This is a genomic window from Caulobacter segnis, from assembly GCF_031454995.1.
Lineage (GTDB): Bacteria > Pseudomonadota > Alphaproteobacteria > Caulobacterales > Caulobacteraceae > Caulobacter > Caulobacter segnis_E.
Genome location: NZ_JAVDRV010000008.1, coordinates 23,643 through 49,551, shown reverse-complemented (window position 1 = coordinate 49,551; position 25,909 = coordinate 23,643). Strand labels below are relative to the sequence as shown.

Sequence of the window (25,909 nt, the reverse complement as noted above, 5' to 3'; positions counted from 1 at the left end):
ATCCTTATGCGTCCAGAGCCCTAGAACCCCAGCTCCGGCTGCGCCGCGCCCGGCTGCTGCTTCTCGGGCAGGTGGCAGGTGAAGGTCGAACCATTGCCGGGCTCGCTCTCCAGCGCCACCCAGCCGCCGTGCAGCTCGACCAGCGCCTTGACGAGGGCGAGGCCCAGGCCCGGGCCGCCGCGATCGCGGCCGACGAAGCGATCGAAGATGTGGGCCTGGACGTGGAAGGGAACGCCCCGGCCCGTGTCCGAGACGTCGAGCCGCACCTCGCCCAGGGCCCGGCGGGCCGATAGGGTCACGCGGCCGCCCGGGGGCGTCTGGCGCAGGGCGTTCTCGACCAGGTGGTCCAGGGTCTGGGCCAGGCGCTTGGCGTCGCCTCGGATCAGGCCGACGTCCTCCTCGCACTCGACCGCCAGGGTCACCGCGCCCAGCTGGGCGTCCTTCAACGCGCGCTCCTGGGCGTTCATCAAGAGGTCCGAGACGCGGATGTCCTGGATCTCCAGCGCCATCTCGCCGGCGTCGATCTGGGCCATGTCCAAGACATCGTCGATCGAGCGGGCCAGCTGGGTGGCGGCGGCGCGGACGGCGGCCACATGGTTGCGGCCGCGCTCCGAAAGGCCATCGGCCCGCTCCAGCAGCTCGGAATAGCCGATGATCGTCGTCAGCGGCGTGCGCAGTTCGTAGGAGACGTTGCCGACGAAGTCGCGCTTCAGCCGCTCGGCCTCGTCCAGGGCCGCCGAGCGGTCCGCGAGCGCGCTCTGCAGGTCGCGGGTGTCGGTGACGTCGGCGAAGGCGATCAGGGTCGCGCCGTCCGGCAGCGGACGGCTCTGGTAGACGACGATGCGGTCGTCCGAGGTTCGCACCTCGCCCGAGGTCGGCGCGCGCATCTGCGGATCGGGATCGGCCACCCGGCCCTTCAGCTCGCGCCAGAAGGCCAGGTCGTGCAGACGCGGCACGCACAGCTCGACCACGCCCTCGAAGTCACCGGCCGCCTCGAGGGCATGCGGCGTGACGTTCCAGAAGGTCTCGAACGCCTCGTTGTGCAGGCGCAGGCGGCCGTCCGAGCCGAACACGGCCACGGCGTCGTTCAGCTTGTCCAGAGTCGCCTGCTGCACCTGGATCAGGGCGTTGTACTGGGCCTTCAGGCGCAGCTCGCCGGTGATGTCGGAATAGATCAGCAGCATGCCGCCCAGCGGGTGCGGCTGGCGCACGACCTTCAGCGTCCGGCCGTCGGGCAGGTGCCAGAGGTCGTCGGCCTGGGGCCCCAGGCTCTCGTATCGCGCTAGCTCGGCGGCCTTCCAGACGGCGTAGTCGATGGTCTCGGGCAGGCGGCGGCGCTGGCGCAGGCGATCGAGGATCTCGCCGTGGGTCGGACGGTCGGCCAGCCAAGCCGGCTCCAGCCCCCACAGTTCGGCGAAGGCGGTGTTGTGGAACGACAGGCGGCGCGTGGCGCTGAAGATCGCCACGGCCTCGGCGATGTGGTTCAGGGTCTCGTCATGGGCCTCGACGTGCTTCTTGAAGGCGTCGCGAACGTCCTCGATCTCGGTGACGTCGGCGCAGAACACGCCCACCCCGCCGCCTTCCAGCGGCTGGGCGGAAAGACGGAAGGCGCGGCGGCGGCCCTCGAGGTTGACCCAGCGGATCGCCTCGCGACGCTCGCCCTTCTCGGCGGCCTCTATGACCATGGCGTCGACGGCGCGGTCGAAGCTCTTGCCCAGCAGGGCCGGGGCCGAGGCGGCGCTGGCTCCGACGGCGCGAACGAAGGCGGTGTTGCCCCAGACGGCCTGGCCGTCGGCCCCGGCGATCCAGGCGGGCTCGACCACGCTGTCGACAAAGGCCGCGAAGCGCGTCGCCGACGGAAGGCCCGCGTCGTGACCGCTGACCGGCGCCAGGCGCAGCCAGGCCATGGCCCCGGCCGCGCGGCCCTCGACCGACACCCAGCCGCCGCGCCCGCGCGCGTCGAAGGCGCAGGACTGGCCGCGCTCGAGCAGGGCGGACAGCTTGTGCGCGTGATCGGGATCGGCGCTTCCCAGCGCGGCGACCACCGCCGACGCGTCGGCGGATACGCCCAGCACCTGGGCGCAGGCCGCGAGGCCCTCGCTCCCGGCCATCAGGCTGGCGCGGCCGCCCTCGACGGCGATGACGGCGGAGTCGAAGGCTTCGATCCAGGCCGGCGCCTCGGCGTCGGCGCCTTGCAGGGCCAGCCGCGTCTTCAGGGCCGCGATCCGCGCCTCGAAGCCCCGCCGCTGGCCAAACGCCCACAGGGCGACGCAAAGCGCGAGGCAAACCGCCCCGGCCGTCGCCGCGAGGATCAGGTCATACGAAGTCATCAAAACGGGTCGCTGCCCCAGCGGGTCTTCGAATCAGAATCCCAGATTAGTCGGGTCATGACCAGAGCGCGATCAAGGCCGCCCGTGGAGGACCGCCGCGATTTCGCCGAAAGGGGCGCTGGCGCCGCCCGCCAATCGCTCTATTTGGAAGTCCATGACCTGGACCGATCGCCTCGCCCCGTCGCTGGACGACTTCGCCGCCCTGGGCAAGGCGGCCTTCGACGCCCTGCCCGACGGCTTCCGCGCGCTGGCCGGCGAGGTGGTGATCCGCGTCGACGACTTCCCCGACGAGGAGGTCCTGGACGCCCTGGGCATCCAGGACCCGTTCGAGCTGACTGGCCTCTACCAGGGCGTCGACCTGTCCCAGCGCTCGGTGCTGGACTTCGCGGCCCAGCCGTCGCGGGTGTTCCTGTACCGCCGGCCTATCCTGGACGAATGGGCCGAGCGCGGCGACGTCAGCCTGGGCGACCTGATCACCCACGTTCTGGTCCATGAAATTGGCCACCACTTCGGCCTGTCGGACGACGACATCCACCGCATCGAGGACGAGGCATGAGTCTCTTCGACACCCCCCTTTTTGATGTGGAAGCCTGGCGCGAGCGCATGGACGAGCGCTGGTTCGACACCGGCGTGGTCATGGCCGAGAAGGGCGATGTCGACCTGGTTTCGATCGACGACGAGAGGGTCACCGCCCATGTCACCGGCAGCGTCGGCGACCTCTATGTCGTGCAGCTTTGGGCGCCGGCCGGCGAGGGAACCTGCACCTGCCCCGGCTTCGAGAAGTTCGGCGCTTGCAAGCACCAGGCGGCCGTGGTCGCCGCCGCCAACGCCGCCGACCTGTCCAAGGTCCGCGACCGCATGGCCCGGCTGCGCGACGGCCTGGCCGTGGACAGCAAGGAGGCCCTGATCGAACGCCTCGCGGAACTGGCCCGCCTGCAGCCCGCGGTGCTGGCGGCGCTGGAGGGGCGCGGCTAGTTCAGCGCGGCGTAGGCGGCCGGGCTGACGCCGCTGGCGCGCTTGAAGGCGCGGCCGAAGCTGGACACCGACGAAAAGCCGCAGCGATAGGCGATCTCGGCCACCGGGACCGCGCCTCCCGCCAGCAGCGACTTGGCGCGGCTCATCCGCCGGCCCGCGACGTAGCGATGGGGCGGAACGCCCATGGCCGCCTTGAAGGCGCGCGCGAAGTGGAAAGGACTGAGACAGGCGATCGCCGCGAGGTCCTCCACCCCCAGCGCCGCCTCTATATTGTCCTCAATGAAATCCAGCACGCGCTGGAGGCGGCGTGGATCGAGCCCGCCCGGCGCCGCGTCGGCCCATGCGGACACATCGCCGGCGTGGACGCTCGCCAGCCGCGCGGTCAGGGCCAGGGAAAGACAGTCGGTCAGCAAGCGCCCGCCGGAGGTCTCCTCCGCGAGCTCGGCCGATAGCGCCATTCCCAGGCCAAGCAGCACCTGGTCGTCGACGTCCGACGCATAGCGGATCGAGCTGGCCGCCACGCGCCGGCTGGCCAAGCGCCCGCCCAGGTCGCCGAACCGGTCGGCGGGCAGATAGATGTGCAGGATCCGCGAAAGATCGCCGCTGATGCGGATCGAGTCCTCGCGCACCGAAGGCGGGCAGAGCCAGAGCGCTCCGGTTCTCACGCGCGCCTCCTGGCGTTCGCCGTCCCCCCGCCGCGTCACCGTCGCCGAACCGTCGCCGGCCAGGGCGAGGGTGATCTCCAGATGCTCGGAGACGATGTCCGGAATCTCGCCAGCCGGATGGTTGCGCATCTCGGCCGCGATGCCCGACCAGCCGCGCCCCGCCGACGTGGCCAACAGGCCAGCGTCGGGGAACTTCCACTCCCCATGCCCCGTGAACGCCGCCACCTCGTCACGCATCGTCGCTCTCCGCGCCCGCGCTCGGCGCCGTCCAGCTTGATTAACACCCCTGCCCTGGGGCGAAGCAAACATTCCTGGGCGAAATCAATCACCGGCGACCGATTTGAGCAAATCCGGCACAGCCCTGCGCAAGACCGGACAAAGCCGAACCCACGCTCCGCTCCTAGATTGGCGTCCGCATTCGTTTTGGCAGGGGGACGTGACGCCGTGTTGCAAGACCTATCCGCATCGCCGGGCGCGCCGTCCTTCGTCCTACCCAATCGGATTCTGACGCTGTTCGACGCCATGGAGACGGCGTTGGCCGAGGACCTTGGCCTGGCGGTCGGCGAAGCCCAGGTTCTGGTCGGCTCGCTGGAGCGCACCATCACGACGCGCGCGTGGCGGGACGCCGGGCCGGGCCTGTCCGCCTGGCAGGTCAAACGCATCGAGGCTCACGTGGCGGCGCGGATCGCCTTCCCCATCACCGTCCAGGAGCTGGCCCGAGAGCTGCGCCTGAGCGCGGGGCGCTTTTCGCGGAACTTCAAGGCGCGTTTTGGAGCAAGCCCGCGCGTCTGGATCGGCCTGCAACGCATCCGCCAGGCCAAGCGCCTGATGCTGGAAAGCCAAGCCAGCCTGAGCGAGATCGCCCTGGAGTGCGGCTTCGCCGACCAGGCCCACTTCACCAACGCTTTCCGACGGGCCACGGGCATCCCCCCCGGCGCCTGGCGACGGGCGCGGCAAGCCGGGGACGATCTTTCCCTCTAGAGGAAGTCGTCGATGGGCTTGCGCCTCGTTCGCGCCTTCGGCCGCTCCCACATCACGCCGGGATAGCCCTTCAGCGGGACCAGCTTGCCGCCGCCATAGGCCCAGTCCGCCGCCTGATCGAGGGACGTGTGGTAGCGCGGCTCGCGGCCGGTGCGGGTCTCGAACAGCGCGCGCGGCAGGTTGATCATGGTTGGCGACCGTTGGCGCGCCATGAACAGGGGTGTCCCGCACCGAGCGCAGAAGCCGCGCGTGGTCCCCTCATGCTCGTGGCGGGTGACCAGCCCCTCCCCTTCCAGCCAACGGAAGCGGCTTCGGTAGCTGGCCACATAGGTGACATAGGCGCAGCCCTGGGCGCGACGGCTGGCGGCGGAGTGGTCGTGGAACGCCCACCGCGCCGGCACGCCGATGGCCAGCCGGACCGCGCCGCAGGCGCAGACCCCTTCGGCTTCCTCGGCGGGCGGTTTCAGGGCCTTGGGCATGGCGCGTCTCCGTGTGTCGCCTATCCTAGCCTGGTCGGCGCCAGCAGATGTCAGGATCCCCTCCCCTTGATGGGGAGGGGTAAGGGGTGGGGTGATGCGACCGAAAATGCCGAGCATGGCCGCTGGCCCAGTATTCACCCCCATCCCCAACCCTTCCCCCATCAAGGGGGAAGGGGGCTATGACAAAACCCGCTCCACCCAGCCCGGCACGACCTCGCTGGCGGGCCCATACAGCTTCTCGTCGAACATGTAGGCGTTGGCCGAGGGTTCCAGATTGATCTCGCAGGTCGCCACGCCCATGGCCCGCGCCTCGGCCACGAAGCCCGCGGCCGGATAGACCGAGCCCCAGGTGCCGATCGAGACGAAGAGGTCGGCGCGGGAGAGGGCCTCGTCGATCTCGTCGAGGAACAGCGGCATTTCCCCGAACCAGACGACATGCGGGCGCGCGCCATTGGCGCGGCCGCAGCCCTCGCAGATCGCCTCGGCGGTCAGGGGCGTCATGTCGGGCTTCAGCGCCTGGCAGTGATCGCAGCGGGTGACCGCCAGCTCCCCATGCATGTGGACGACGCGGGACGATCCCGCCTTCTCGTGCAGGTCGTCGACGTTCTGGGTGCAGAGAAAGAGCTCGCCGCCGCGCGCCGTGAGCTCGGCCTCCAGCCGCGCCAGGGCGTGGTGGGCGGCGTTGGGCGAGGCCTCCTCCAGGTTGGCGCGGCGGGCGTTGTAGAAGGCCCTGACCAAGGCCGGATCGCGCGCGAAGCCCTCGGGCGTGGCGACGTCCCGCAGGTCGTACTTGGTCCAGACCCCGTCCTTGTCGCGGAAAGTGCCCAGGCCGCTCTCGGCGGAGACGCCCGCCCCGGTCAGCACGAAGATTCGCATTCCGCCTCCTGGCCTCTCTTGGTCAACAAACCTGACGCCTCCGTCATTTTTCATTTGACCCACGTCAAGCGTTGAGTTGACAGTGTTCAGATCGACCAAGGCCCGCGCAAGACGGTCCCGTCAAAAGCCATGTCACGCGGCGATTAGGGAGCCACGCCATGACGGACAAGAACATCACCAAGGACGCCATGTACGACGCGGTGGCGCCGGACGACTTCGAGGCGATGCTCGAGCTCGACCGCTACGGCAACCGCTCGACCGCGTTCGACAAGATCATCTCCGCGACCCACGACCACTTCTGGGACCCGCTGGACAAGGCCTATATCGACTTCGACGAGCCGTTCGACATGGAGAACCAGGCGCTGGTTCCCGAGGACATGGTCATCGCCCTGTCGACCGACTACGTCTCCAACCACCTGTCCGACCCCAAGCAGCGCATCCGCTTCATCAACCAGTCGGTCTTGCGGAACTTCTCGTCGATCCTGCACGGCGAGCAGGGCGCGCTGAACCTGTCGGCCAGCCTGTGCCACGTGCTGAAGGACCAAGGCGCCCAGGAATATGCGGCCAACCAGACGCGCGAGGAAGCCCGCCACGTCACGGCCTTCGCCAAGTACATCAAGGCCCGCTGGGGCAAGCCGGTCGAGTGCGGCCCGGCCCTGAAGACCCTGCTGGTCGAGATCATCGGCGCGCCGGAGGTCTACAAGAAGATCATCGGCATGCAGATGCTGGTCGAGGGCCTGGCGATGGGCGCCTTCGCCACCTTCTACAACAACATCCACGACCCGGTCGGTAAGCGCCTGCTCCAGTTGGTCATGACCGACGAGGCCTTCCACCACAAGTTCGGGAAGATCTGGGCCGATCGCACGGTGCCAAAGCTCTCGGCCGAAGAGCACGCGATCATCGAGGACTGGGCGGCGCACTGCTTCCAGACCCTGCTGTTCAACCTCGTTTCGCCGCACCAGCAGCTGGATCTCTACGCCGAGTTCGGCCTGGATCCCGACAAGGTGGTCGAGGAGTACGGGAAAATCATGACCGACGACGTGCGTCGGGAGAACATGAAGGAGCAGACCAACATCTTCCGGGTGCTGGTCAAGACGCTGCTCAACGCCGGCATCATCACCGACCGGACCAAGGCCTTCTACGCCATGTACGTCGATCTCGACGAGCTGAAGGGCGAAGGCGAGCGCATGGTGGGCGACGACATCGCCGAGGAAGGCATCCGCCACCTGCAGGCGATCAACTTCAAGGACCGTCCAGTCTCGGCGGTCAGCATCGCCGCCGAGTAGGGCTTCCCACCACCCCGCCGGCGCAGCGCCGCCCCGCCGGAACCCCGGCGGGGCGGTCGTCGTTTCAGGGGCCCGCTTCGTCCGCCGAGCGCGCCCGATCGTATCCGTGATGGCGGCTTGGAAACGGAGCCGTCCCACCCCGGAGCTTTCATGCGCGCCGCCCTCCTCGCCCTGCCGCTCGTCCTGTCGCTGAGCGCCTGCGTCTCCGGCCCCAGCGGCAATCCGACCCCGCCCCAACCCGCCAAGTCCGTCGAACTCGATCGCTATCTGGGCAAGTGGTACGAGGTCGCGCGCTATGACATGCGGTTCGAGAAGGGCTGCGAGGGCGTCACCGCCGAATATTCCAAGCGCACCGACGGTTTGATCCGCGTGCTCAACACCTGCCGCAAGGGCGGGTTGGACGGTCCGGTCAAGACCGCCGAGGGCAAGGCCAAGGTCGTCGACACCACGACCAACGCCAAGCTGAAGGTCAGCTTCTTCGGCCCGTTCTTCGGCGACTACTGGGTGCTGGATCGCGCCGACGACTACAGCTGGGCGATCGTCGGCGAAGGCTCGGGAAAGTATCTCTGGCTGCTGTCGCGTCGCCTGCCCACCCCGGCCGATCGCGAGGCCCTGGCCGCGCGGGCCAAGGCGCTGGGCTACGACGTCGGCATGCTGCGCCAGACGAAGCAGCCGTCACCCTGAGCCCGCGGGGCTTTCGGTCTCCAAGCGCTCGTGAAAGAGTGGCGGCATGAGAACCGCCCTGATCCTTCTCGCCGCCGCCGGCCTCCTGGCGACCACCGCCTGCACCGACAGCAAGCGCGCCCGCAACGACGCGACCTGGACCGACCGTCCGGCGGACATCGTCTGCTGGAGCTACGGGACCGAGACCTTCAAGGGGCGATCGACCGGCAAGGTCGAGTATGACGAGGGCCGCATCTCCTTCGTGGACGCGGCCAGCCATCGCTACACGACGATCGATGGCGAGTGCCGGGTCGTCTACGAGCCGAGAGGCGCCTGACGCCACGCTGACCGGACGAGCCTCAGGCCTCGTCCGCCTCGGACCGCCAGCCGCCCATGCCGCGATAGATGTCGTTGCGCAGCCCGCGAACCCGCCGGTTGAGGTCGTTCAGGTCGTCAAGCGGGTGGCCGGACGCCTCCAGCAAGGCCGCCCCGAGACAGCCGGCCTTCTGATGCAACGCCCTCCCGGCCGGAGTCAGGGTGATGATCACCTGGCGCTCGTTGTCGGGATTGCGCGCGCGCCGCACCATGCCGGCCGCCTCCAGCCGCTTGAGCAGCGGCGTCAGCGTGCTGGATTCGAGCGCGAGCTGGTCGGCCAGGCGCCCGACGGGCTGGGCGTCCTCGGCCCACAGCAGGTTCAGCACCAGATATTGCGGATAGGTCAGGCCCAACGCGTCGAGCAGCGGCTTGTAGGTCCGCTGGATCGCGATCCCGGCGGAATAGATGGCGTAGCAGAGCTGGTCGTCCAGCGGGGGCGGGGGTGTGTCGGTCATGGCGATCTCCTGTCGCTCATATAGCGCAAAATCGCAATAAAACATATCGCGATAATTTTTCTGTGGGCGCGGACGGATCGCTCCGACCATCGCGGGCCTCATCGGAGGTCACCCAGGACCGCGTCCGCCAACCGGCCTTATCGCGGGCCGGCGCTCTTGATCCGCGAACAAAGCTGGAACATGATCATGGGCGATGGACGTGATCATCCAGCTGCGAAGCCGCCCCGAAACCACCCTCGCCGTCACGCGCGGCGCGGCTAGGCTGCTCGTGGACCTGGGCTATGCGCCTCTGGCCGAGGTGACCCTGCCAAACGGCCGCCGGGCGGACCTGATGGGGATCGGCCCCAAGGGCGATCTGCTGATCGTCGAGGTGAAGTCGGGGCTGGACGACTTCCGGGTCGACCGCAAGTGGGGCGAGTATGCGCCGTTCTGCGACGCCTTCTACTTCGCCGTCGCGCCGAACTTTCCCGAAGGCGTGCTGCCGGACGAGCCGGGCCTGCTGGTCGCCGACGGCTTTGGCGGGGCGGTCGTGCGCGAGGCGCCGCTCACCCCTCTGGCGCCGGCGCGTCGCAAGGCCCTGACGCTGGCGTTCGCCCGCCTCGCCGCCTTGCGGGCGGCGGGCGTGAACGCCGAGCGCCTAAGTCTCTAGCTAGTCGAGATTGCGGGCGATCAGGAAGCCGACGCCCAGGCCGATGGCGAAGGCGCCCAGGGCCACGCCGATCGGGTGCTCTTCGGCGACGTGATGGGCCACTTCCGCCTTTTCGCGCGTCCAGGTCGCGCCGACCTTGGCCTTGTCGGCGGCGAAGGCGCGGGTCTGCTGAGCGACCTCGCTGGCCGTCTCGCGCGCGGACTTAACCGCCTTGCTGACGGCTTCCTTGGCGCGCTTGGTCTTTTCGCTCGCGGCCTTTCCGGCGTTGTCCAGGGCGGCGGCGGAAGCGGTGTTGGGGGTGAAGCTGGTGACGTCGGTCATGGGGGAGGCTCCTCGGCTTGAGCCACACTAACACGTCCGCCCCCGTTTAGTTCTCTCGCACCACCTTCAAAACCGCCTCGCCGTAGCGATCGAGCTTGCCCTGACCCACGCCGCCAGCCTTGCCCAGAGCGGCCAGAGTCGCCGGTCGCGCGGCCGCGATCTCGGCCAGGGTGGCGTCGTGGAAGATGACATAGGGCGGCACGTGCTGCAGTTGCGCGGCCTCCTTGCGCCAGGCGCGCAGCGCCTCGAACAGCACCTGGTTGTCGGCCGGGATGCTGAGGGCCCTGCCCTCCCGGCGCTTGCGCGGGCTTCCCCCGCCGCGACCACCGCCTTCGGGCGCGTCCACCATCTGGCGCAGGGCCACCCGTCGCTCGCCGCGATAGACCTGCCGCACGCCCTCGACGTCGCCGAGGCCAATCAACGGCCGGCCGTCATTGGGGTCCTCGCGCAGCAGGCCCTCGAAGATCAGGGTGTCGAAGAGGTCTCGCCAGGCCGGCTGGCTCATCTCGCGGCCGATGCCGAAGGTCGGCAGTTGGGCCTCGCTGGGCGTGACGTCCTTGGTCTTGCCCAGCAGGTGTTCGATCACCCGCCCGCGCCCAAGGCGACCGCCCAGCCGGTGGACGGCCGACAGGGCCTTTTGCGCGGCCTCGGTGGCGTCCACGGCGGCCGGCGGCGAGACGCAGATGTCACAGACCCCGCAGCGGGCGACGCCCTCCTCGCCGAAATAGCGGCGCACGGCCGCCGCGCGGCAGGTGACGCCTTCGAGCATGGCGTAGAACTGGCGCAGCTTGCGCGACTGCACCTGCTTGACCTCGTCGGGGGCCTCGCGGGTCTCGATGCGACGCGCCGCCCAGGCCATGTCGGCCGAGCCGTACAGGGTGATGCCCTCGGCCGGCTGACGGTCGCGGCCGGCGCGGCCGACCTCCTGCCAATAGGCCTCGATGGCGGCCGGCGGGTCGGCGTGGATCACGAAGCGGACGTCGGGCTTGTCCACGCCCATGCCGAACGCGATCGTCGCCACCATCACCGCCGCGTCGGCCTCCAGGAAGTCCTCCAACCGGCGGGCGCGGACGGCCTTGTCGAGGCCGGCGTGATAGGCCAGGGCCGGCACGCCCTCGGCGTTCAGCTTCTCGGCCAGCTTTTCGGTGGCGTCGCGCGAGCCGGCGTAGACCACGCCCGAGCGTCCGCGACGCTCCAGGACGAGCTCAACAACCCGGTCATGCCCCTTGCCGCGCTTGCGTTCGGCGTTCAGGGCCAGTTCCGGCCGCGCGAAGCTGTCGACGAACTCGGCCGCGCCGTCCAGGCGCAGCTCGGCGCGGATGTCGTCGCGGGTCCGGGCGTCGGCGGTGGCGGTGACCGCCAGGCGCGGCACGTTGGGGAAGAGCTCGGCCAGCCGGCCCAGCATCCGGTACTCGGGCCGGAAGTCGTGGCCCCACTGGCTGACGCAGTGCGCCTCGTCGACGGCAACCAAGGCCAGCGGCGTGCGCGACAGACGCTCCAGCATCCACGGCTGCATCAGCCCCTCGGGCGAGAGGTAGAGCAGGTCGACCTCGCCGGCGTCAATGCGTCGCCAGATATCCGACCGCTCGTCCAGCGAGATGTTGCTGTCCAGCCGCTCGGCCGCTACGCCGGCCTGGCGTAGACCCTGCACCTGGTCGGCCATCAGCGCGATCAGCGGCGAGACGACCAGACCGACGCCCGGCCGGATCAGCGACGGGATCTGGTAGCACAGGCTCTTGCCGCCGCCGGTCGGCAGCACGGCCATGGCGCTGCGCCCGGCCAGGATCTCATTGACCACGCCGGCCTGCATGCCGCGGAAATCGGCGTGGCCGAAGGTGCGGCGCAGGACGTCGCGCGCCTGATCGAGCTCTGGGGATTCGGGAGGAACGTACACGGGCGTGGTTATGGCGGTCCGCCCGCGTCGCGCCAAGGCTGGATCGCGGGCGCCGGCGTTTCTCCAGAGCGCGTTAGGTTCAGGCGTGGGCGCTTAAACCGCTCAAACGTGCTCCGAGCCCAAGAGCGCCTGAAAACCGCCGCGTTCATATCTCGTCAATCTTGTCGCGCGTTTTGTGGGGTTCGGCTAAACGGAACGCGCTCAAAGACCCCCGGCGCGCGCAGGAACGATACCAACATGGCGAACGGACCCTTCGGCGGAAACAAGCCGGCGAAGCCGCAACGCACCCCGCTTCAGGCCCTGGTCTATTGGGGAACCGTGCTCGGCGTCTGGGGCCTGATCTTCGTCGTGGCCTTTTTCGCGGTGTTCGCCCGCGACCTGCCCGACACCTCGACCCTGTATGACGTCAAGCGCCAGCCCTCGATCAACTATCTGGACCGCTCGGGCGCGCTCTTGGCCGTGCGCGGCAGCCAGTACGCGCCGCCGGTCGACATCGACGCCTTGCCCGAATACGTGCCGGCCGCCTTCGTGGCGATCGAGGACCGCCAGTTCTACCACCACTTCGGCTTCAACCCCTGGGGCATCATCCGCTCGGCGATCTGGAACGCCACCCATGACGGTCCCCAACGCGGCGGCTCGACCATCACCCAGCAGCTGGCCCGCAACCTGTTCCTGAGCCCGGCCCAGAACTATCGCCGCAAGGCCCAGGAGCTGATCCTGGCCGTCTGGCTGGAGATGAAGTTCTCCAAGAAGCAGATCCTGGCCCTCTATATGAACCGGGTCTATTTCGGCGCCGGCGCCTATGGCATCGAGGCCGCCTCGCAGCGCTATTTCAACAAGCCCGCCCGGGAGCTGTCGGTCGGCGAGGCCGCCCTGCTGGCCGGCATGATGAAGGGCCCAGCCCGCTATTCGCCGGTCTCGGCCAAGGAGCGCGCCGCCCGCCGCGCCACCATCGTTCTGGACGAGATGGTGCGCATCAAGGCCATCACGCCCGAGCAGCGCGACCAGGCCTTCAGCACCCCGGTGCAGGTCTCGGCCACCCTGGCCAACCAGCGCGCCCAGTACTTCACCGACTATATCGACGCCCAGGTCCGCTCGCTGGTCGGCGAGCCGACCGAGGACCTGGTGGTGGAGACGACGCTGGACCTGCCGATCCAGGTCGCGGCCGAGCGCGCCGTGAAACAGGGCGTCGAGAGCTATGAAAAGCAGGGCGTCCAGCAGTCGGCGCTGGTCGCCATCGACGGCGAGGGCCGCATCCGGGCCTATGTCGGCGGCGCCGACTACGCCGAAAGCCAGTTCGACCGCGCCACCACCGCCCGCCGCCAGGCCGGCTCGGCCTTCAAGCCGTTCGTCTACCTCACCGCCATGGAGCAGGGCCGCACGCCCGACGTGGTGGTGGTCGACGAGCCGGTGAAGATCGGCAACTGGGAGCCGCGCAACTACACCGGCAAATACCTCGGCGCGATCACGATGCAGACGGCCCTGGCCCAGTCGATCAATACGGTCGCCGCGCGCCTGGCCAGCGAGGTCGGCACCAGCAATGTCGCCAATACAGCCCGCCGCCTGGGGATCACCAGCAAGATCCAGCTGGACCCGTCGATGGCCCTGGGCGCCGTCGAGGTGTCGCCGATGGAGATGGCCCAGGCCTACGCCCCGTTCGCCAACGGCGGCTTCCTGGCCAAGGGCTACGGCATCGAGCGCATCCGCACGGCCAAGGGCAAGGTCCTGTACGACCACAATGTCGACAAGCAGGCCCGCGCCGCCGTGATCGGCTCGCCGGCCCTGCAGTACATGAACCAGATGATGCGCGAGGTCGTGAGCTCGGGCACCGGGACGCGCGCCCGCGTCGGCGGCTACGACATCGCCGGCAAGACCGGCACCACCAGCGATTACCGCGACGCCTGGTTCGTCGGCTACACGGGCGGCTTCGTGACCGCCGTCTGGACCGGCAAGGACGACAATACCACGATGCGCCGCGTGACCGGCGGCGGGGCGCCGGCGGAAATCTGGCGCAATTTCATGACGGCGGCCTTGCCGCGCCTGAAGGCCACGCCCATCCCCGGCGGTGTCGCCCCGCCGCCGGAAGCGCCCGACCCGATCGACGAGCTGCTCAATCCGGCGCCGACGCCCGACGGCCCGGCGGCCGAGACCCCGGCCGGAACCGCTCCGCCGCCTGGGCAGCTGCCTTACTGATCAAAATCGTCCCCCTAGCGGGGGAGGTGTCGGCGTAGCCGACGGAGGGGGAAGAAACCGGAGACCCGGCCACGCCCCCCTCCGGCCTTCGGCCGCCTCCCCCACGGGGGGAGGATTTTCATCTCACGCCCCGATCGCGTGCAGCTCCGCTGCGTGGGCCCGCAGCCACGCCCGGTGCGGCGCCGGATCGCCGGCCAGCCGCTCGCACAACGCCCAGAACTTGGGCCCGTGATTGGCCTCGATCAGGTGGGCGCATTCGTGGGCGGCGACGTAGTCGGCCACCGCCGCCGGCGCCAGGATCAGCCGCCAGCTGTAGCGGATCGCCGCCGGCGCGCGCGGCGTGGCGGGCCGGCAAGAGCCCCAGCGCGCCTTCGGATCGGCCACCGCCACCGACGGCATCGGCCGCCCCAGGGCGGCGGCGTGAATGGCGGTGCGTTCGGTCAGCACGGTCAGCGCCTCGCGCTTGGCCAGGCGGATAACCTTCAAGCCCCAGTTGGGATCGTCGGGCGCGACGATGCGGCCCTCTTCCAACCGGGCGCGGCCGGGACCGACCTCGAGGCGATAGGGCCTGTCGTTCAGCCGCAGCACGCCGCCGGGCGCCAGGCCCATGCGCTGGGGCAGGGCCTCCAGCTGCTTGGCGATCCAGCCGGACTTCTCCTGGGCGAAGGCGACGGCCTCGTTCAGGCGGCGCGGGCTGGGCGCCAAGGCGACGACCTCGGACTTGGCCCGATCGACACGCAGCGACACGCGCCGCGCCCGGCCATCGACGCGCAGCCGCACCGGCCAGCCGCCGATCTCTAGCCGATCGCCGTCGGAGAACCTTTGAGCCGCGCGCGAGAACATGGGCGGTAAGATCGTGTGCGTCGGGGTTCGTCGCAAGGCGGACGGCGGCGGCGGCGCATCCCCGAAGGCGATATTTCAGCTCGCCTTCCTAGGCCTTGTGCCTAGGACCCATCGTTCAGGAGCCGCGGAGCCGAGAGATGATCGTCCACCTCGACGGCGTCTCATGGAAAACGCCGCGCCTGGCGTCGCCGTGGGTCCTAGGCACAAGGCCTAGGAAGGCGAGAGAAGAGAAACGGGAGATGGAGAACCCCCTACGCTTCTTCCGCGAAATTCGGGTCGCACTTGCGGATGAAGGCGCGGACGCGGGGATAGATCTCCTCGCGGAACCGGCGGCCGTTGAACACGCCGTAGTGGCCGACGCTGGGCTGGACATAGTCCAGCTTCATGTCCTCGGGGATGTTCGGGCACAGGCCATGTGCGGCCTGGGTCTGGCCGATGCCCGAGATGTCGTCGTTCTCGCCCTCGACCGTCATCAGGCCGATGTCGGTGATCGCCTCGGGCTTTACCCGCGTCCCGCGATGCGTCAGCTCGCCCTTGGGCAGCAGGTACTGCTGGAAGACGATGTCGATGGTCTGGAGATAGAACTCCTCCGTCAGGTCCAGGACCGACAGGTACTCGTCATAGAACTCCAGGTGCTTGTCGGCGCTGTCGCCGTCGCCGCTGACCAGGTGGTTGAAGTAGCGGCGGTGGGCCTCCTGGTGGCGATCGGCGTTCATGCTCATGAAGCTGGCCAGCTGGACAAAGCCCGGATAGACGCGCCGCCCCGCGCCCGCGTAGGGCGGCGGCACGGTGTAGATCATGTTCGACTGGAACCAGGTGAACGGCTTTTCCTCGGCCAGCTGGTTCGTGACCGTCGGCGACAGGCGCGCGTCGATCGGCGAGCCCATGAAGGTCATGCTGGCGGGACGCGACGGATGGTTCTGTTCGGCCATCAGGGCGGCGGCGGCCAGGACCGGCGGGCCGGGCTGGCAGACGGCCACCACGTTCGGACGCGGACCCAGCACCTCCAGCATCTGGATGACGTGGTCGATATAGTCGTGGAAGTCGAAGCGGCCCTCCAGGACCGAGACCTCCCGAGCGTTGATCCAGTCGACGATGAAGACGGCGTGGTCGGGCAGGAACGCCTCGACCGTGCCGCGCAGCAGGGTCGCATAGTGGCCCGACAGCGGCGCGACGATCAGCACCGCGGGATCCAGCGAGAACTTGCCCGCCCGGCGCATGTCAGCCATGTCGCGGTCGAACTGGATCAGACGCGCCCAGGGGCTTTCCCACACCACGGTCGGACGCACGCGGACGTCGACCTGGCCAACCTTGACCTTGTCGATGTTCCACTTGGGCTTGCCATAGCGCCGCGTGACGTTGGCGAACAGGTCCGCGCCGGCGTGCATGCGCCGGCCCAGGGCCGAGTCACCGGCCGGATTCAGTGGCGATCCCCAGAAGTCCCGGGCAGCCAGCGCCGCGAGGCGCATCGGAGTCGAGGCGTAGTAGGCCGCCTCGTGAAGGGCGTAGAGCATGTCGCACCCGCGATGTTGCATCGCAGCATAGCATACCGAAGGCTAACAGAGTCTAGTCTTGCGGTGCGCCGGGGCGCGCTTTTGGTCGGAAGCCTTCCTAGCGCACGCGCGCGGCGATGCTAGGGTCGCCGAGAACCGACGCGAGGGGATCGCGATGACCAAGCACAGGCTCTACGCGACCAGCTTCGCCGAGGCGCCCGCGCCGAACCCGGCGCGCGCCAAAATCACCGGCGTGGTGTGCGGCGTGCGCGTCGAGGAGGTGGCCGACCCGCTGATGCGGGAGATCCGCTATCTCGACAAGCTGATCGACGAGCTGGCCAAGGGCAAGGCGATGGACAAGATCCCGCGGGCCTGACGCGACCCGAAAGCCTAGTTCATCGCCGCCTTGATCCGCGCGGCGATGTCGGCCGGCGGCTGGTTGTAGGGGATCACCGTCGTGAAGCGCCCCTTGGGGTCCATCAGGTAGATCGCCGTCGAGTGATCCATGGTGTAGCCGGGGCCGGTCCCGACCTTGGCGTAATAGACCTTGTAGGCCTTGGCCGCGGCGTCGACCTGGGCTTGGGTCCCGGTCAGGCCGATCGTCGACTTGGGCACGTAGTCGGCCGACAGGTAGCTCTTCATCTGCGCGGCGGTGTCACGCTCTGGATCGATCGAGATGAAGACGATCTGAAGATCCTTGGCCTCGGGGCCCAGCAGCTCGGTGGCCGCCGCCAGGCCTTGAAGCGTGCCCGGACAGACGTCGGGGCAGTAGGTGAAGCCGAAGAACACCGCGCTCCACTTGCCCTTGAGCACCTTCTCGGTGGTCGGCGCGCCGTTCTGGTCGACCAGTTGGAAGGGGCCGCCGACCGCGGCGGCGGGCGCGTTCCGCAACGTGCTCGCCCGCCAGGCCAGGCCGCCGACGATCAGCAGACCCAGCAGACAGGCGGCGATCAGGACCAGACGTTGGCGAAGCATCGGCGGCGCATCCTTTTGTCTCAGTCCATCCTTTTACGCTCGCAAAGCGCGCAATTCTGGACAATCTTGCGGCCATGGCTGACGTCTCGTTCGCTGGAATGCCCGAGGATCCGCGCCGCAACGGGCTCGATAGGCTGGGCGACGAGCCGGCGCAAGACGACGCCTGGGGTTGGACGGCGCCGGGCCTGCGCCGCAGCCGCCTTCGACTGCGCACCCTGCTGGCCCAGCGCTGGGCCTGGGTCGTCGGCCAGACGGCCGCCCTGCTGATCTCGGGCCTGGCGCTAAAGATGCAAGTGCCCTGGGCGATGTGCTTCACCCTGGTGGCGCTGTCGGCCTGGCTGAACGTCCTCCTGGGCCTGGCGTCGAACGGCCAGCGGATGGCCCGCGACGGCGAAGCGACCGCGCAGATCGCCTTCGATATCTTGCAACTTTCCGGCCTGATCTACCTGACCGGCGGCGCCTACAATCCGTTCGCCTTGCTGCTGATCGCGCCGGTGACCTTGGCGGCCGCCACCCTGCCCGCGCGCTACGCGATGGGCCTGGGGGCGCTGGCCATCGCAGCCTCGATCCTGTTGGCCATTTTCCATATGCCCCTGCCCACCATTGACGGCAGGCCGATCCTTCCAGATTCCTCGCCGTTCAATCTGTGGTTCGTCGTCTCCGCCCGCATCGCCGGCATCATCCTGACCGCCGCCTACGCCTGGCAGGCGGCCAGCGAGTCCGCCCGGATGGAGCTGGCCCTGAACGTGACCGAGACGGTGCTGGCCCGCGAGCAAAGGCTCTCGGCCCTGGGCGCCCTGGCGGCGGCGGCGGCGCACGAGCTGGGCACGCCGCTGGCCACCATCTCGGTCGTCTCGCGCGAGATGGCCCGCAACGCCACCAGCGAGGAGGTGCGCGAGGACGCCGAACTCCTGATCGGCCAGGCCGCGCGCTGCCGCGAGATCCTCCAGCGCCTGACCGAAATGCCCGAGGCCCAGGACGCCGTCCACGAGCGCATGAGCCTGGTCCAGCTGGTTCAGGACGTGATCGAGCCGCACATGGTCCACGGCATCCGGGTCGAGGCCGTGGTCAACGGCCCCTCCGGCGAGACCGCGCCCGACATCTGGCGCCGGCCCGAGATCATCCACGCCATGACCTCGATCGTGGAGAACGCCGTCGACTTCGCCCGTAGCGAGGTGATCGTCATCGCCCGCTTCGACCCGCGACATATTGTCATCGAGGCCCGCGACGACGGCCCGGGTTTCTCGCCCGAGGTGCTGGCCAAGCTGGGCGAGCCCTATGTGACCACCCGTCCGGGCGCGGAAGGCTCCCGCACCGGCCATATCGGCATGGGGCTGGGCTTCTTCATCGCCAAGACCTTGCTGGAACGGACTGGGGCGACAGTGGATTTCCGTAATGGTCGAAGGGGCGGCGCGGTGGTGTCCGCCCGCTGGCCGCGCGCCGCTCTGGAAGCCCCAGGCTATACAGGGGCTTGAGTTATGACGCGGATGCGCGGAAGGATAGAATACTATTTGGCCTGTTGAGTATTGGCGCGGGGAGGCGCTGACTTCATGGCGGATATCGGTGAGCTGGTTTCGGCGCTGCCGGACAAGACGCTGCTTCTGTTGGACGACGACGGCCCGCTGCGGACCCGGCTCGGACGAGCTCTGGAACAGCGTGGGTTCGAGGTGACGCTGGCCGCTTCCGTGGCCGAGGCCCTGACGATCCTACGCGCCCAGGCCCCGGCCCACGCCGTGCTCGACATGCGGCTGGAGGACGGGTCGGGCCTGAAGGTCGTCGAGGCGGTGCGCGACGCGCGGCCGGACGCCAAGGTCATCATGCTGACCGGCTATGGCAACATCGCCACGGCCGTGGCGGCGGTGAAGGCGGGGGTGGTCGACTACCTCTCCAAGCCCGCCGACGCCGACGACGTCGCCCGCGCCCTGCTGGCGGCCAAGGACGCCGCCCCGACGCCGCCGGAAAACCCGATGAGCGCCGACCGCGTCCGCTGGGAGCACATCCAGCGCGTCTACGAGATGTGCGGCCACAACGTCTCGGAAACCGCGCGGCGCCTGAACATGCACCGCCGGACCCTGCAACGGATCCTGGCGAAAAGGGCGCCGCGGTAGGCGCCGCGCAAATCCTCTCCCTAGCGGGAGAGGTGTCGGCGAAGCCGACGGAGAGGGAAGTCGCGAGTTCAGCGGAACTTCCCCCTCCGGTCGCTTCGCGACCACCTCCCCCGCTAGGGGGAGGATTTTTCATCCGCCTCACATCGCCGAGATGCCGCCGTCGACCTTGATCTCGGCGCCCGTCATGAACTTGCTTTCGTCGCTGGCCAGGTAGAGCACGGCGTTGGCGATGTCGGCGGGCTCGCCGATCCGGCCCATGGGCACCTGACGGGCCAGCTTGGCGAAGGCTTCTTCCTTGCCGAACCGGGCGGAGAAGCCATCCAGGATCGGGGTGTCGATGAAGGTCGGGTGGATGGAGTTCGAGCGGATGTCGAGCTTCATCTTGGCGCAGTAGAGCGCGATGTTCTTGCTCAGCAGCCAGACCGCCGCCTTGGAGGCGTTGTAGGCCGGGGAATTGCCGTTGGCGATCAGGCCGGCGATCGAGCTCAGGTTGATGATCGAGCCGGGCTGGTGGGCCCGCATGTGGGTCAGGGCGTGCTTGGCGCCCAGGAACACCGAGTCGACATTGACCGACATCACCTTCTTCCAGAGCCCGAAGTCCAGGCTCTCGATCGGGCCGTCGCCGCCGATGCCGGCGTTGTTGACCAGCACCGACAGGCCGCCCATGTCGCCGACCGCCTTTTCCAGGACCTCGATCCACTGGTCTTCCTGGGTCACGTCCAGCGCATAGGCGAAGGCCGTCCCGGCGCCGTGGCGGGCGTTGATCTCGTCCGCGACCGCCTGGGCGCCCGCCAGGTTGATGTCGGCCAGCGCGACCTTGGCGCCCTCTTCGGCGAGGCGACGCCCCGCCGCCGCGCCCAGCCCCTGGGCCCCACCGGTGATGAAGGCCTTCTTGCCGGCGACCCGGCCCGTGCTCCGCGCCATGCGGCGTCCTCCCGATTATTGTTCAAACGTCAGTTTGAATTCTTCAGGCGGCGCTGTCCATGAACTTCGCGAGCGTCACGTCGAGCTCCGTCACCCCGTCGGCGTCATGCGTGGTCAGCAGCACCTCGACGCGGTTGTAGACATTGAACCACTCGGGGTGATGGTCGAGCTTGTCGGCCATCAGGGCGACGCGGGTCATGAAGCCGAATGCTTCGTTGAAGTCGGCGAACCGGAAGGTCTTGGCGATGGCGTCCGCGTGGCCTTCCGCGATCCGCCAGCCGTCGAGCTGGGCGATCGCGGCGGCCGCGCCGATCCGGGGACGGGACATGGTTCCTCCGTAAGAGTCTCTTGGACCCTCAGAACGCCAATCCGGTCGCTTCGGCAAGGTCCGCCAGCAACTGCTCCTCGCTGGAGACCTTGATGGCCGTCATGCCCAAGGCCGCCGCCGGCTTGCAGTTGATCCCCAGGTCGTCGAGGTAGACGCAAGCCTCGGGCGCGACGCCCAACAGCTCGCACATCATCTGGTAGATGCGCGGATCGGGCTTGCGCACGCCGGCCTTGGAGCTTTCGATCACCGCGTCGAACAGGGCCATGATCTCGCCGACCGCCAGCGCCTTTTCGGCGCTCTGGGCCATGCCGGGTCCGTGGCCGGTCGGCACGTTGTTGGTGATGCAGCCGACCTTGAAGCGAGCCTTGCACGCCTTCAGGGCCTCCGCCACGCGCGGCCTCATATCGCCATACAGCAGCGGCAGCACCTCGGCCCCACGCACGGCGTGGCCCAGTCGCGTGGCTTCCTCCAGGAACAGGACGTCGAAGGCCGCCGCGTCGATCTCGGCCCGTTCGAACCTAGCCCAGGCGTTGGCGTCCGGATCGGTGGCGTTGACCGTGCGGATGAAGTCCCGGGGCAGTCCGCGTTCGGTCTCGTAACGGCGGAAGGCCTCGAACGGCGAGGTCGTGAAGACGCCGCCAAAGTCCCAGATCACCGCCTCGATCGCCATCTTCCACCCTCAAACGATTGTTTGAGGGCGAGGCTACCCGCCCGTCGCGACCAGGGGAAGCCCTCCGTCGGGAACACGATCGGCCGCCTCGCGCGTTAGGAGGGATCAACCGGAGCCACACCGCTGTCGACCGCCGACGCCACCTTGCCCCCGAAGCCCCCGCGCCATCCGTTGCGCGGCCTGTCGCGGCGCGCCCTGATCGGCATCGGATCCGCCCTGATGCTGGTCGCGGCGATCATCGCCTTCCTGGTGATCTTCGACTGGAACTGGCTGCGCGGCCCGCTCGGCCGCTTCGCCTCGGCCCAGATGGGGCGCGAGGTGGCGATTACCGGCGACCTGCGCGTCCATCCCTGGTCGTTCTCGCCCAAGGCCGAGGCCTATGGGGTGCGCATCGGTCAGCCGGCCTGGGCCAAGACGGTCGACCGCGAGGCCGGCCAGATGGTCCAGCTCCAGCGCATCGCCGTGCAGGTTAAGGTTCTGCCACTGCTGCGCGGCGACGTGATCCTGCCCTATCTGGCGCTGGACAAGCCGGACGTGCGCCTGCTGCGCGACAAGGACGGCAAGGCCAACTGGACCTTCGGCGGCGGCAAGAGCGACAAGCCTCTGAAGCTGCCCGCCGTTCAGCGCTTCGTGATCAACGACGGCAAGCTGCGCTTCGACGACCGCCAGCGCGGGACGCTGTTCGTCGGCTCGGTGAACGCCCAGGAACGCGCTGGCGATCGCGGCGGACGCTTCGTGCTGGAGGGCAACGGGACCCTCAACCGGTCCGCCTTCACGGCCGAGATCAGCGGCGGGCCGCTGCTGAACATCTCGCCAAGCCGCCCCTATCCGTTCGACGCCCAGGTGCGCGCTGGATCAACGCGGATCGTCGCCCACGGCCAGGTCACCAAGCCCTTCGACCTCGGCCGCTTCGAGACCGACCTGACCGTCTCCGGCGCGGACCTGAACCGGCTGCACGATCTGACCGGCCTGACCCTGCCCAACACGCCGCCCTACCGCGTCTCGGGTCGCATGGTCCGAAAAGGTCAGCGCTACGACTTCCAGAAGCTGACCGGCCGGATCGGCGACAGCGACATCGCCGGCGATCTGTTCGTGCTGACCGGGCGCGAGCGGCCTTACCTGGAAGCCGATCTGCGTTCGAAGCGCCTGGACTTCGACGACCTGGGCAGCCTGGTCGGCGCCGCGCCGGCCACGGGCCGCGGCGAGACCGCCTCGGCCGGCCAGAAGGTGGAAGCCGCCCAGCGCGACGCCACCCAGCGCCTGCTGCCCGACGCCACGCTGCAGGTCGAGCGCGTCCGCGCCATGGACGCCAAGGTCAGCTATCGCGCCGAAGCCGTGAACGCCCCGAACCTGCCGCTGCGCAAGGTCAGCGTCGACGCCGTCCTCCAAGACGGCGTGCTGACCCTCGATCCGCTGGCCTTCACCTTCTCGCACGGCGACCTGCGCGGGAAGGTTCGCCTGGACGCCCGTCCCGCCGTGCCCCGCACCGATCTCGACGTGCGGCTGACCAACGGCCGGATCGAGGAGTTCATCCCCATCCAGAGCGACGGCAAGCCCGCGATCTCGGGATCGGTGATGGCCCGCGCCAAGCTGACGGGGGTTGGGAACAGCGTCCACCGCGCCGCCTCGACCGCCAATGGCGAGGTGACGCTGGTCGCGCCCCGCGGCCAGATGCGCCAGGCCTTCGCCGAGCTGCTCGGGGTCAACGCCTCCAAGGGCCTGATCCTGCTGCTGTCCAAGAGCGACAAGGAGACGCCCGTGCGCTGCGCCGTCGCCGACTTCTCGGTCAAGAACGGCGTCATGACCACCAACCACCTGGTCGCCGACACCGGCGTGGTGCTGGCGCGTGGGCGCGGGACCATCAATCTGGCGACCGAGCGGATGGATTTCCGCATCGAGGGCGACAGCAAGAAGCCGCGCCTGGTGCGTCTGTTCATCCCGATCACGATCCGGGGGCCGTTCCTGGCGCCGAAGATCAGCCTCGACCCCACGAAGGCGGTTGGTCAAGGCGGCGTGGCCGCGGCCCTCGCCTCGCTGGTCAATCCCGCCGCCCTGCTGCTGCCCTTCCTCACCGCCGGCGAGGCCAAGGACGCCGACTGCGCCAGCCTGGTCAGCGACGCCCGCCAGCAGGGCGCGCCGGTGAAGGTGTCCCAGACCACGCCGGCCAAGGCCAAGAAGTAGGGCCGCCTCCGGCGGAAACCTCCGCGCCGTCGGGGCGTTTGCGCTGAAGGTCACGCCTTGCCCTGGCTGGCGCGACCTAGGTCCAACAAAGGGTTCGCCTGATGATTTCGTTCGCCGTGCTCGCGCTCTCGGCTGGCCTCGCCGCCGCGCCTCCCGCCAATTCGCCCATCGAGATCAGCGGCGTGGGCCACAAGCGCTCCATCGCTTGCGAAGGACGCGACGTGACGGTCGACGGCGTGGACCACGTTCTGACCTTCACCGGCGCCTGCGCGAGCCTGACGCTCTCGGGAAGCGGCAGCAAGGTTGTCATCGACCTCAAGCCCGGCGCCATGGTGGAGGTCAACGGCACGGACCAAACGGTCCAGTGGCGCTCGAGCCGTCCGCCGCGCGTCAACATCAGCGGCGTGGACAACAACGTCGGCAAGGCCCCCTGAAGGTTCTAGGCGTGGAGCCTGTCTGTCCGGGAGGTCGGACAGGCGCCCAGCCCCCCATGGTCAGACGGAATAGGGCCGAGCGTCGGGACTTGCGGACCGGGCAAGGCCGTCTATCTTCATCGTGAACCCGATCCTGTGTGGTTGATGTCCGAGATTGTGCGCGAGGTCCGGGCCTAACAGGCTCCGAACCTCGGTTCGAAAGTCGCTAGGCCCGCTATCCGCCCGCGCAGTCGCCAGGCGGTTGCGCGATCGTATGCCTCGATCTCTCGGACACTCCCTTGAACATCTCCAAACCGCAGCAAAGGACGCTGCACGCCCTGGCCCAAGGCGGCCGGATCGACCTCGAACGCGACGAGAAGGGCCGCGTCGTCACGGCCTATTGCGTGACCCGCGACGGGTGGACCCTCGCCGACTGCACCGTCGGGGTCTTCCAGTCGCTGAAGCGCAAACGTCTGATCGCCAGCCAGGACGGCGGCCCCTACCGCATCACGCGACAGGGTCTGGCCAACCTCCGCGCCCAACTCGACAATCGGGTGGGCGCGCGGGCGTGGTGACATCGCCTGCCTCTGGATCCCGGATAGCCTCTTCGAGGCTTCCGGGATGACGAGCTTCTAGCTCGTCATCTTGAAGAACAGGACGCGCGCGGCGCCATAGTCGCGCGCGTCGATCTGTTCGAAGCCTTCCAGGACGGGATCGCGCTCGTCCCGGCCGCGCTCGAACATCAGGATGGCGCCCGGCGCCAGCCAATCGTGGGCCTTCAGCTCGGCCACGGCCTTCTCGCCCAGGCCCTTGGCGTAGGGCGGATCGAGAAAGGCGATATCGAACGGCGCGCCGGCGCTGGCCGGGCGGGCCCCCAGGTCGGTGGCGTCGCGACGATGCACGCGGGTGACGCCAAACAGGGTCATGGCGTCGATGTTCTCGCGGATCGCGCCGCGCGCGGCGTCGTCGGTCTCGACGAACAGGCAGAAGCTGGCCCCGCGCGACAGGGCTTCCAGGCCCAGCGCGCCCGAGCCGGCGAAGACGTCGATCACCCGCGCGCCGTGAAGCTCCGGCGCCCAGGCGGCGTGCTCCAGGATGTTGAACACCGCCTGGCGCGCGCGGTCGGAGGTGGGGCGAGTGGCGCCGCCGGGCGGGGCGACGATCGGCTTGCCGCGATATTGGCCCGAGACGATGCGCATCAGGCGGCCTTCGCGGGGGCGCGGACGATCCGACGGCCCAGCCAGGACAAGCCGAACACGAGAAGCGCCATCAACGCCCATCCCCAAGGATGGACGATGCTGAACATGGTCAGGCCGCACATCAGGCCGGGCAGCAGGGTCACCCGCAGCCAGATGAACCAGGCCTCAGCCGCGGGCATGGGCTCGGTCAGCTTGCCGATGAAGGCGGCGTAGCCCCAGACCGCGCCCATCGCGACGCCGATCAACGCCACCTGGCCGACATAGATCGGCAAGGCCTGGCCGCCCCGCTGCTCCCAAAGCAGCTCCGTGCCCAGGGGCAGCAAACCGATCAGCCCCAGCACCAGGAAGTTCGTGAAGTCCAGGCCGCCATCGGCGCGAACCAGCCTGGAGAACACGCGCCTGTGGCTGAACCAGCAGACACCGATCACCGCGAAACTGACGGCGTAGGACAGCAGCTTTGGCCCCATTTGCCCGAACAGATCCGCGGCGCCATGCCAGTGTTCCGGCGGATGAATCTCGATCGCCAGCAGGGTGATGGCGATCGCGAAGACCGCGTCCGAGAACAGCACCAGCCGATGCAGGTGCGCGTCGCCCCTGCCCGAATCTCGATCGCTCATCGTGTCCCTCTTACAA

At 68.9% G+C, this 25,909-nt stretch carries 29 protein-coding genes; 14 read left to right on the top strand and 15 right to left on the bottom strand.

Going from position 1 to position 25,909, the window contains the following annotated elements; genetic code table 11:
• Positions 1 to 20: 20 nt before the first annotated feature.
• A complete protein-coding gene (gene divL, locus J2728_RS20260) occupies positions 21 to 2,330 on the bottom strand; it encodes a cell cycle protein kinase DivL (protein WP_310001968.1) in 2,310 nt (769 codons plus the stop codon).
• A 154-nt stretch (positions 2,331 to 2,484) separates the two neighbouring features.
• On the opposite strand from divL, the gene J2728_RS20255 reads away from it, so the two are divergent.
• On the top strand, positions 2,485 to 2,886 hold the full coding sequence (locus tag J2728_RS20255; RefSeq protein WP_310001967.1) for a metallopeptidase family protein: 402 nt from the start codon (positions 2,485 to 2,487) through the stop codon (positions 2,884 to 2,886).
• Entirely contained in the window at positions 2,883 to 3,305 is a 423-nt protein-coding gene (locus J2728_RS20250) for an SWIM zinc finger family protein (protein WP_310001966.1), read from the top strand. The genes J2728_RS20255 and J2728_RS20250 overlap by 4 nt, the downstream gene beginning before the upstream one ends.
• On the opposite strand, the gene J2728_RS20245 is transcribed toward J2728_RS20250, so the two are convergent.
• Positions 3,302 to 4,207, bottom strand: a complete 906-nt coding sequence (locus J2728_RS20245) for a helix-turn-helix domain-containing protein (protein ID WP_310001965.1) — start codon at positions 4,205 to 4,207, stop codon at positions 3,302 to 3,304. The genes J2728_RS20250 and J2728_RS20245 overlap by 4 nt on opposite strands.
• A 207-nt stretch (positions 4,208 to 4,414) precedes the next feature.
• On the opposite strand from J2728_RS20245, the gene J2728_RS20240 reads away from it, so the two are divergent.
• Entirely contained in the window at positions 4,415 to 4,951 is a 537-nt protein-coding gene (locus tag J2728_RS20240) for a helix-turn-helix domain-containing protein (protein ID WP_310001963.1), read from the top strand.
• Here the strand turns inward: J2728_RS20240 and J2728_RS20235 are convergent.
• Both J2728_RS20235 and J2728_RS20230 read right to left on the bottom strand, forming a co-directional pair.
• Positions 4,948 to 5,430, bottom strand: coding sequence for a GFA family protein (locus tag J2728_RS20235; protein WP_310001962.1), 483 nt, complete (start codon positions 5,428 to 5,430; stop codon positions 4,948 to 4,950). The genes J2728_RS20240 and J2728_RS20235 overlap by 4 nt on opposite strands.
• A gap of 177 nt (positions 5,431 to 5,607) precedes the next feature.
• Positions 5,608 to 6,360, bottom strand: a complete 753-nt coding sequence (locus tag J2728_RS20230) for an SIR2 family NAD-dependent protein deacylase (RefSeq protein ID WP_404979811.1) — start codon at positions 6,358 to 6,360, stop codon at positions 5,608 to 5,610.
• Between the two features lie 104 nt (positions 6,361 to 6,464).
• Here J2728_RS20230 and J2728_RS20225 point away from each other — a divergent pair, with 104 nt between their 5' ends.
• The 3 genes from J2728_RS20225 (at position 6,465) to J2728_RS20215 (ending at position 8,592) form a co-directional block, all read left to right on the top strand.
• Positions 6,465 to 7,592: a ferritin-like domain-containing protein gene (locus J2728_RS20225; protein WP_310001960.1), complete on the top strand. Its 1,128-nt coding sequence runs from the start codon at positions 6,465 to 6,467 to the stop codon at positions 7,590 to 7,592.
• A 150-nt stretch (positions 7,593 to 7,742) separates the two neighbouring features.
• Positions 7,743 to 8,276 carry a lipocalin family protein gene (locus J2728_RS20220; RefSeq protein ID WP_310001959.1) on the top strand — a complete coding sequence of 178 codons (534 nt, stop codon included), beginning with the start codon at positions 7,743 to 7,745 and terminating at the stop codon, positions 8,274 to 8,276.
• 46 nt (positions 8,277 to 8,322) lie between these two features.
• Positions 8,323 to 8,592: a hypothetical protein gene (locus tag J2728_RS20215; RefSeq protein WP_310001958.1), complete on the top strand. Its 270-nt coding sequence runs from the start codon at positions 8,323 to 8,325 to the stop codon at positions 8,590 to 8,592.
• A gap of 22 nt (positions 8,593 to 8,614) precedes the next feature.
• Here J2728_RS20215 and J2728_RS20210 read toward each other — a convergent pair whose 3' ends face one another.
• Positions 8,615 to 9,085 (bottom strand): MarR family winged helix-turn-helix transcriptional regulator, encoded by a 471-nt coding sequence (locus J2728_RS20210; protein ID WP_310001957.1) that lies wholly within the window; start codon positions 9,083 to 9,085, stop codon positions 8,615 to 8,617.
• A gap of 193 nt (positions 9,086 to 9,278) precedes the next feature.
• On the opposite strand from J2728_RS20210, the gene mmcB reads away from it, so the two are divergent.
• Complete coding sequence (gene mmcB, locus J2728_RS20205; protein WP_310001956.1) at positions 9,279 to 9,734, top strand: DNA repair putative endonuclease MmcB; 456 nt, start codon at positions 9,279 to 9,281, stop codon at positions 9,732 to 9,734.
• Here mmcB and J2728_RS20200 read toward each other — a convergent pair whose 3' ends face one another.
• Together J2728_RS20200 and recQ are read right to left on the bottom strand one after the other, a co-directional pair.
• Complete coding sequence (locus J2728_RS20200) at positions 9,735 to 10,055, bottom strand: hypothetical protein (protein WP_310001955.1); 321 nt, start codon at positions 10,053 to 10,055, stop codon at positions 9,735 to 9,737.
• A gap of 46 nt (positions 10,056 to 10,101) precedes the next feature.
• On the bottom strand, positions 10,102 to 11,949 hold the full coding sequence (gene recQ, locus J2728_RS20195) for a DNA helicase RecQ (protein ID WP_310001954.1): 1,848 nt from the start codon (positions 11,947 to 11,949) through the stop codon (positions 10,102 to 10,104).
• A gap of 237 nt (positions 11,950 to 12,186) precedes the next feature.
• Between recQ and J2728_RS20190 the strand changes: the two genes are divergently transcribed.
• Positions 12,187 to 14,142, top strand: coding sequence for a transglycosylase domain-containing protein (locus J2728_RS20190; RefSeq protein WP_310001953.1), 1,956 nt, complete (start codon positions 12,187 to 12,189; stop codon positions 14,140 to 14,142).
• A gap of 123 nt (positions 14,143 to 14,265) precedes the next feature.
• Here J2728_RS20190 and J2728_RS20180 read toward each other — a convergent pair whose 3' ends face one another.
• Together J2728_RS20180 and J2728_RS20175 are read right to left on the bottom strand one after the other, a co-directional pair.
• A complete protein-coding gene (locus tag J2728_RS20180; protein WP_310001952.1) occupies positions 14,266 to 14,985 on the bottom strand; it encodes a M48 family metallopeptidase in 720 nt (239 codons plus the stop codon).
• Positions 14,986 to 15,236: 251 nt separating this feature from the next.
• Positions 15,237 to 16,499: a polyhydroxyalkanoate depolymerase gene (locus tag J2728_RS20175; RefSeq protein ID WP_310001951.1), complete on the bottom strand. Its 1,263-nt coding sequence runs from the start codon at positions 16,497 to 16,499 to the stop codon at positions 15,237 to 15,239.
• A gap of 154 nt (positions 16,500 to 16,653) precedes the next feature.
• Between J2728_RS20175 and J2728_RS20170 the strand changes: the two genes are divergently transcribed.
• Positions 16,654 to 16,854 (top strand): DUF2200 family protein, encoded by a 201-nt coding sequence (locus J2728_RS20170; RefSeq protein ID WP_310001949.1) that lies wholly within the window; start codon positions 16,654 to 16,656, stop codon positions 16,852 to 16,854.
• A 14-nt stretch (positions 16,855 to 16,868) separates the two neighbouring features.
• Here the strand turns inward: J2728_RS20170 and J2728_RS20165 are convergent, their stop codons facing one another.
• Complete coding sequence (locus J2728_RS20165; RefSeq protein WP_310001948.1) at positions 16,869 to 17,453, bottom strand: SCO family protein; 585 nt, start codon at positions 17,451 to 17,453, stop codon at positions 16,869 to 16,871.
• A 74-nt stretch (positions 17,454 to 17,527) separates the two neighbouring features.
• Here J2728_RS20165 and J2728_RS20160 point away from each other — a divergent pair, with 74 nt between their 5' ends.
• Positions 17,528 to 18,928: an ActS/PrrB/RegB family redox-sensitive histidine kinase gene (locus J2728_RS20160; RefSeq protein WP_310001947.1), complete on the top strand. Its 1,401-nt coding sequence runs from the start codon at positions 17,528 to 17,530 to the stop codon at positions 18,926 to 18,928.
• A gap of 75 nt (positions 18,929 to 19,003) precedes the next feature.
• Positions 19,004 to 19,561, top strand: a complete 558-nt coding sequence (spdR, locus tag J2728_RS20155) for a stationary phase response regulator transcription factor SpdR (protein ID WP_013077392.1) — start codon at positions 19,004 to 19,006, stop codon at positions 19,559 to 19,561.
• A gap of 138 nt (positions 19,562 to 19,699) precedes the next feature.
• Here spdR and J2728_RS20150 read toward each other — a convergent pair whose 3' ends face one another.
• Genes J2728_RS20150 through J2728_RS20140 form a run of 3 tightly spaced genes read right to left on the bottom strand, consistent with a single transcriptional unit; the run spans position 19,700 to position 21,483 of the window.
• Positions 19,700 to 20,485: an SDR family oxidoreductase gene (locus J2728_RS20150; protein ID WP_310001946.1), complete on the bottom strand. Its 786-nt coding sequence runs from the start codon at positions 20,483 to 20,485 to the stop codon at positions 19,700 to 19,702.
• 43 nt (positions 20,486 to 20,528) lie between these two features.
• A complete protein-coding gene (locus tag J2728_RS20145; RefSeq protein WP_310001945.1) occupies positions 20,529 to 20,813 on the bottom strand; it encodes a 4a-hydroxytetrahydrobiopterin dehydratase in 285 nt (94 codons plus the stop codon).
• 28 nt (positions 20,814 to 20,841) lie between these two features.
• On the bottom strand, positions 20,842 to 21,483 hold the full coding sequence (locus J2728_RS20140; RefSeq protein WP_310001944.1) for an HAD-IA family hydrolase: 642 nt from the start codon (positions 21,481 to 21,483) through the stop codon (positions 20,842 to 20,844).
• 144 nt (positions 21,484 to 21,627) lie between these two features.
• Between J2728_RS20140 and J2728_RS20135 the strand changes: the two genes are divergently transcribed.
• The 3 genes from J2728_RS20135 to J2728_RS20125 all read left to right on the top strand — a co-directional run bounded on the left by J2728_RS20135 (position 21,628) and on the right by J2728_RS20125 (position 24,652).
• A complete protein-coding gene (locus tag J2728_RS20135) occupies positions 21,628 to 23,664 on the top strand; it encodes an AsmA family protein (RefSeq protein WP_310001943.1) in 2,037 nt (678 codons plus the stop codon).
• A 101-nt stretch (positions 23,665 to 23,765) separates the two neighbouring features.
• A complete protein-coding gene (locus tag J2728_RS20130; RefSeq protein ID WP_310001942.1) occupies positions 23,766 to 24,098 on the top strand; it encodes a DUF3060 domain-containing protein in 333 nt (110 codons plus the stop codon).
• A gap of 278 nt (positions 24,099 to 24,376) precedes the next feature.
• A complete protein-coding gene (locus J2728_RS20125) occupies positions 24,377 to 24,652 on the top strand; it encodes a YjhX family toxin (RefSeq protein WP_310001941.1) in 276 nt (91 codons plus the stop codon).
• 57 nt (positions 24,653 to 24,709) lie between these two features.
• Here the strand turns inward: J2728_RS20125 and rsmD are convergent, their stop codons facing one another.
• Together rsmD and J2728_RS20115 are read right to left on the bottom strand one after the other, a co-directional pair.
• Entirely contained in the window at positions 24,710 to 25,276 is a 567-nt protein-coding gene (rsmD, locus tag J2728_RS20120; RefSeq protein ID WP_310001940.1) for a 16S rRNA (guanine(966)-N(2))-methyltransferase RsmD, read from the bottom strand.
• Positions 25,276 to 25,893 (bottom strand): TMEM175 family protein, encoded by a 618-nt coding sequence (locus J2728_RS20115; protein ID WP_310001939.1) that lies wholly within the window; start codon positions 25,891 to 25,893, stop codon positions 25,276 to 25,278. Before J2728_RS20115 ends, rsmD begins: the two co-directional genes overlap by 1 nt.
• Between the last annotated feature and the right edge of the window lie 16 nt (positions 25,894 to 25,909).

Coding starts and splice junctions, on each gene's coding strand:
- J2728_RS20230 (WP_404979811.1), bottom strand. CDS start 6,360: ATGAAAAATGACGGAGGCGTCAGGTTTGTTGACCAAGAGAGGCCAGGA.
- J2728_RS20255 (WP_310001967.1), top strand. CDS start 2,485: ATGACCTGGACCGATCGCCTCGCCCCGTCGCTGGACGACTTCGCCGCC.
- mmcB (WP_310001956.1), top strand. CDS start 9,279: ATGGACGTGATCATCCAGCTGCGAAGCCGCCCCGAAACCACCCTCGCC.
- J2728_RS20220 (WP_310001959.1), top strand. CDS start 7,743: ATGCGCGCCGCCCTCCTCGCCCTGCCGCTCGTCCTGTCGCTGAGCGCC.
- J2728_RS20130 (WP_310001942.1), top strand. CDS start 23,766: ATGATTTCGTTCGCCGTGCTCGCGCTCTCGGCTGGCCTCGCCGCCGCG.
- J2728_RS20145 (WP_310001945.1), bottom strand. CDS start 20,813: ATGTCCCGTCCCCGGATCGGCGCGGCCGCCGCGATCGCCCAGCTCGAC.
- J2728_RS20140 (WP_310001944.1), bottom strand. CDS start 21,483: ATGGCGATCGAGGCGGTGATCTGGGACTTTGGCGGCGTCTTCACGACC.
- spdR (WP_013077392.1), top strand. CDS start 19,004: ATGGCGGATATCGGTGAGCTGGTTTCGGCGCTGCCGGACAAGACGCTG.
- J2728_RS20250 (WP_310001966.1), top strand. CDS start 2,883: ATGAGTCTCTTCGACACCCCCCTTTTTGATGTGGAAGCCTGGCGCGAG.
- J2728_RS20150 (WP_310001946.1), bottom strand. CDS start 20,485: ATGGCGCGGAGCACGGGCCGGGTCGCCGGCAAGAAGGCCTTCATCACC.
- J2728_RS20165 (WP_310001948.1), bottom strand. CDS start 17,453: ATGCTTCGCCAACGTCTGGTCCTGATCGCCGCCTGTCTGCTGGGTCTG.
- rsmD (WP_310001940.1), bottom strand. CDS start 25,276: ATGCGCATCGTCTCGGGCCAATATCGCGGCAAGCCGATCGTCGCCCCG.
- J2728_RS20115 (WP_310001939.1), bottom strand. CDS start 25,893: ATGAGCGATCGAGATTCGGGCAGGGGCGACGCGCACCTGCATCGGCTG.
- J2728_RS20180 (WP_310001952.1), bottom strand. CDS start 14,985: ATGTTCTCGCGCGCGGCTCAAAGGTTCTCCGACGGCGATCGGCTAGAG.
- divL (WP_310001968.1), bottom strand. CDS start 2,330: ATGACTTCGTATGACCTGATCCTCGCGGCGACGGCCGGGGCGGTTTGC.
- J2728_RS20175 (WP_310001951.1), bottom strand. CDS start 16,499: ATGCTCTACGCCCTTCACGAGGCGGCCTACTACGCCTCGACTCCGATG.
- J2728_RS20170 (WP_310001949.1), top strand. CDS start 16,654: ATGACCAAGCACAGGCTCTACGCGACCAGCTTCGCCGAGGCGCCCGCG.
- J2728_RS20210 (WP_310001957.1), bottom strand. CDS start 9,085: ATGACCGACACACCCCCGCCCCCGCTGGACGACCAGCTCTGCTACGCC.
- J2728_RS20200 (WP_310001955.1), bottom strand. CDS start 10,055: ATGACCGACGTCACCAGCTTCACCCCCAACACCGCTTCCGCCGCCGCC.
- J2728_RS20190 (WP_310001953.1), top strand. CDS start 12,187: ATGGCGAACGGACCCTTCGGCGGAAACAAGCCGGCGAAGCCGCAACGC.
- J2728_RS20245 (WP_310001965.1), bottom strand. CDS start 4,207: ATGCGTGACGAGGTGGCGGCGTTCACGGGGCATGGGGAGTGGAAGTTC.
- J2728_RS20225 (WP_310001960.1), top strand. CDS start 6,465: ATGACGGACAAGAACATCACCAAGGACGCCATGTACGACGCGGTGGCG.
- J2728_RS20215 (WP_310001958.1), top strand. CDS start 8,323: ATGAGAACCGCCCTGATCCTTCTCGCCGCCGCCGGCCTCCTGGCGACC.
- J2728_RS20235 (WP_310001962.1), bottom strand. CDS start 5,430: ATGCCCAAGGCCCTGAAACCGCCCGCCGAGGAAGCCGAAGGGGTCTGC.
- J2728_RS20160 (WP_310001947.1), top strand. CDS start 17,528: ATGGCTGACGTCTCGTTCGCTGGAATGCCCGAGGATCCGCGCCGCAAC.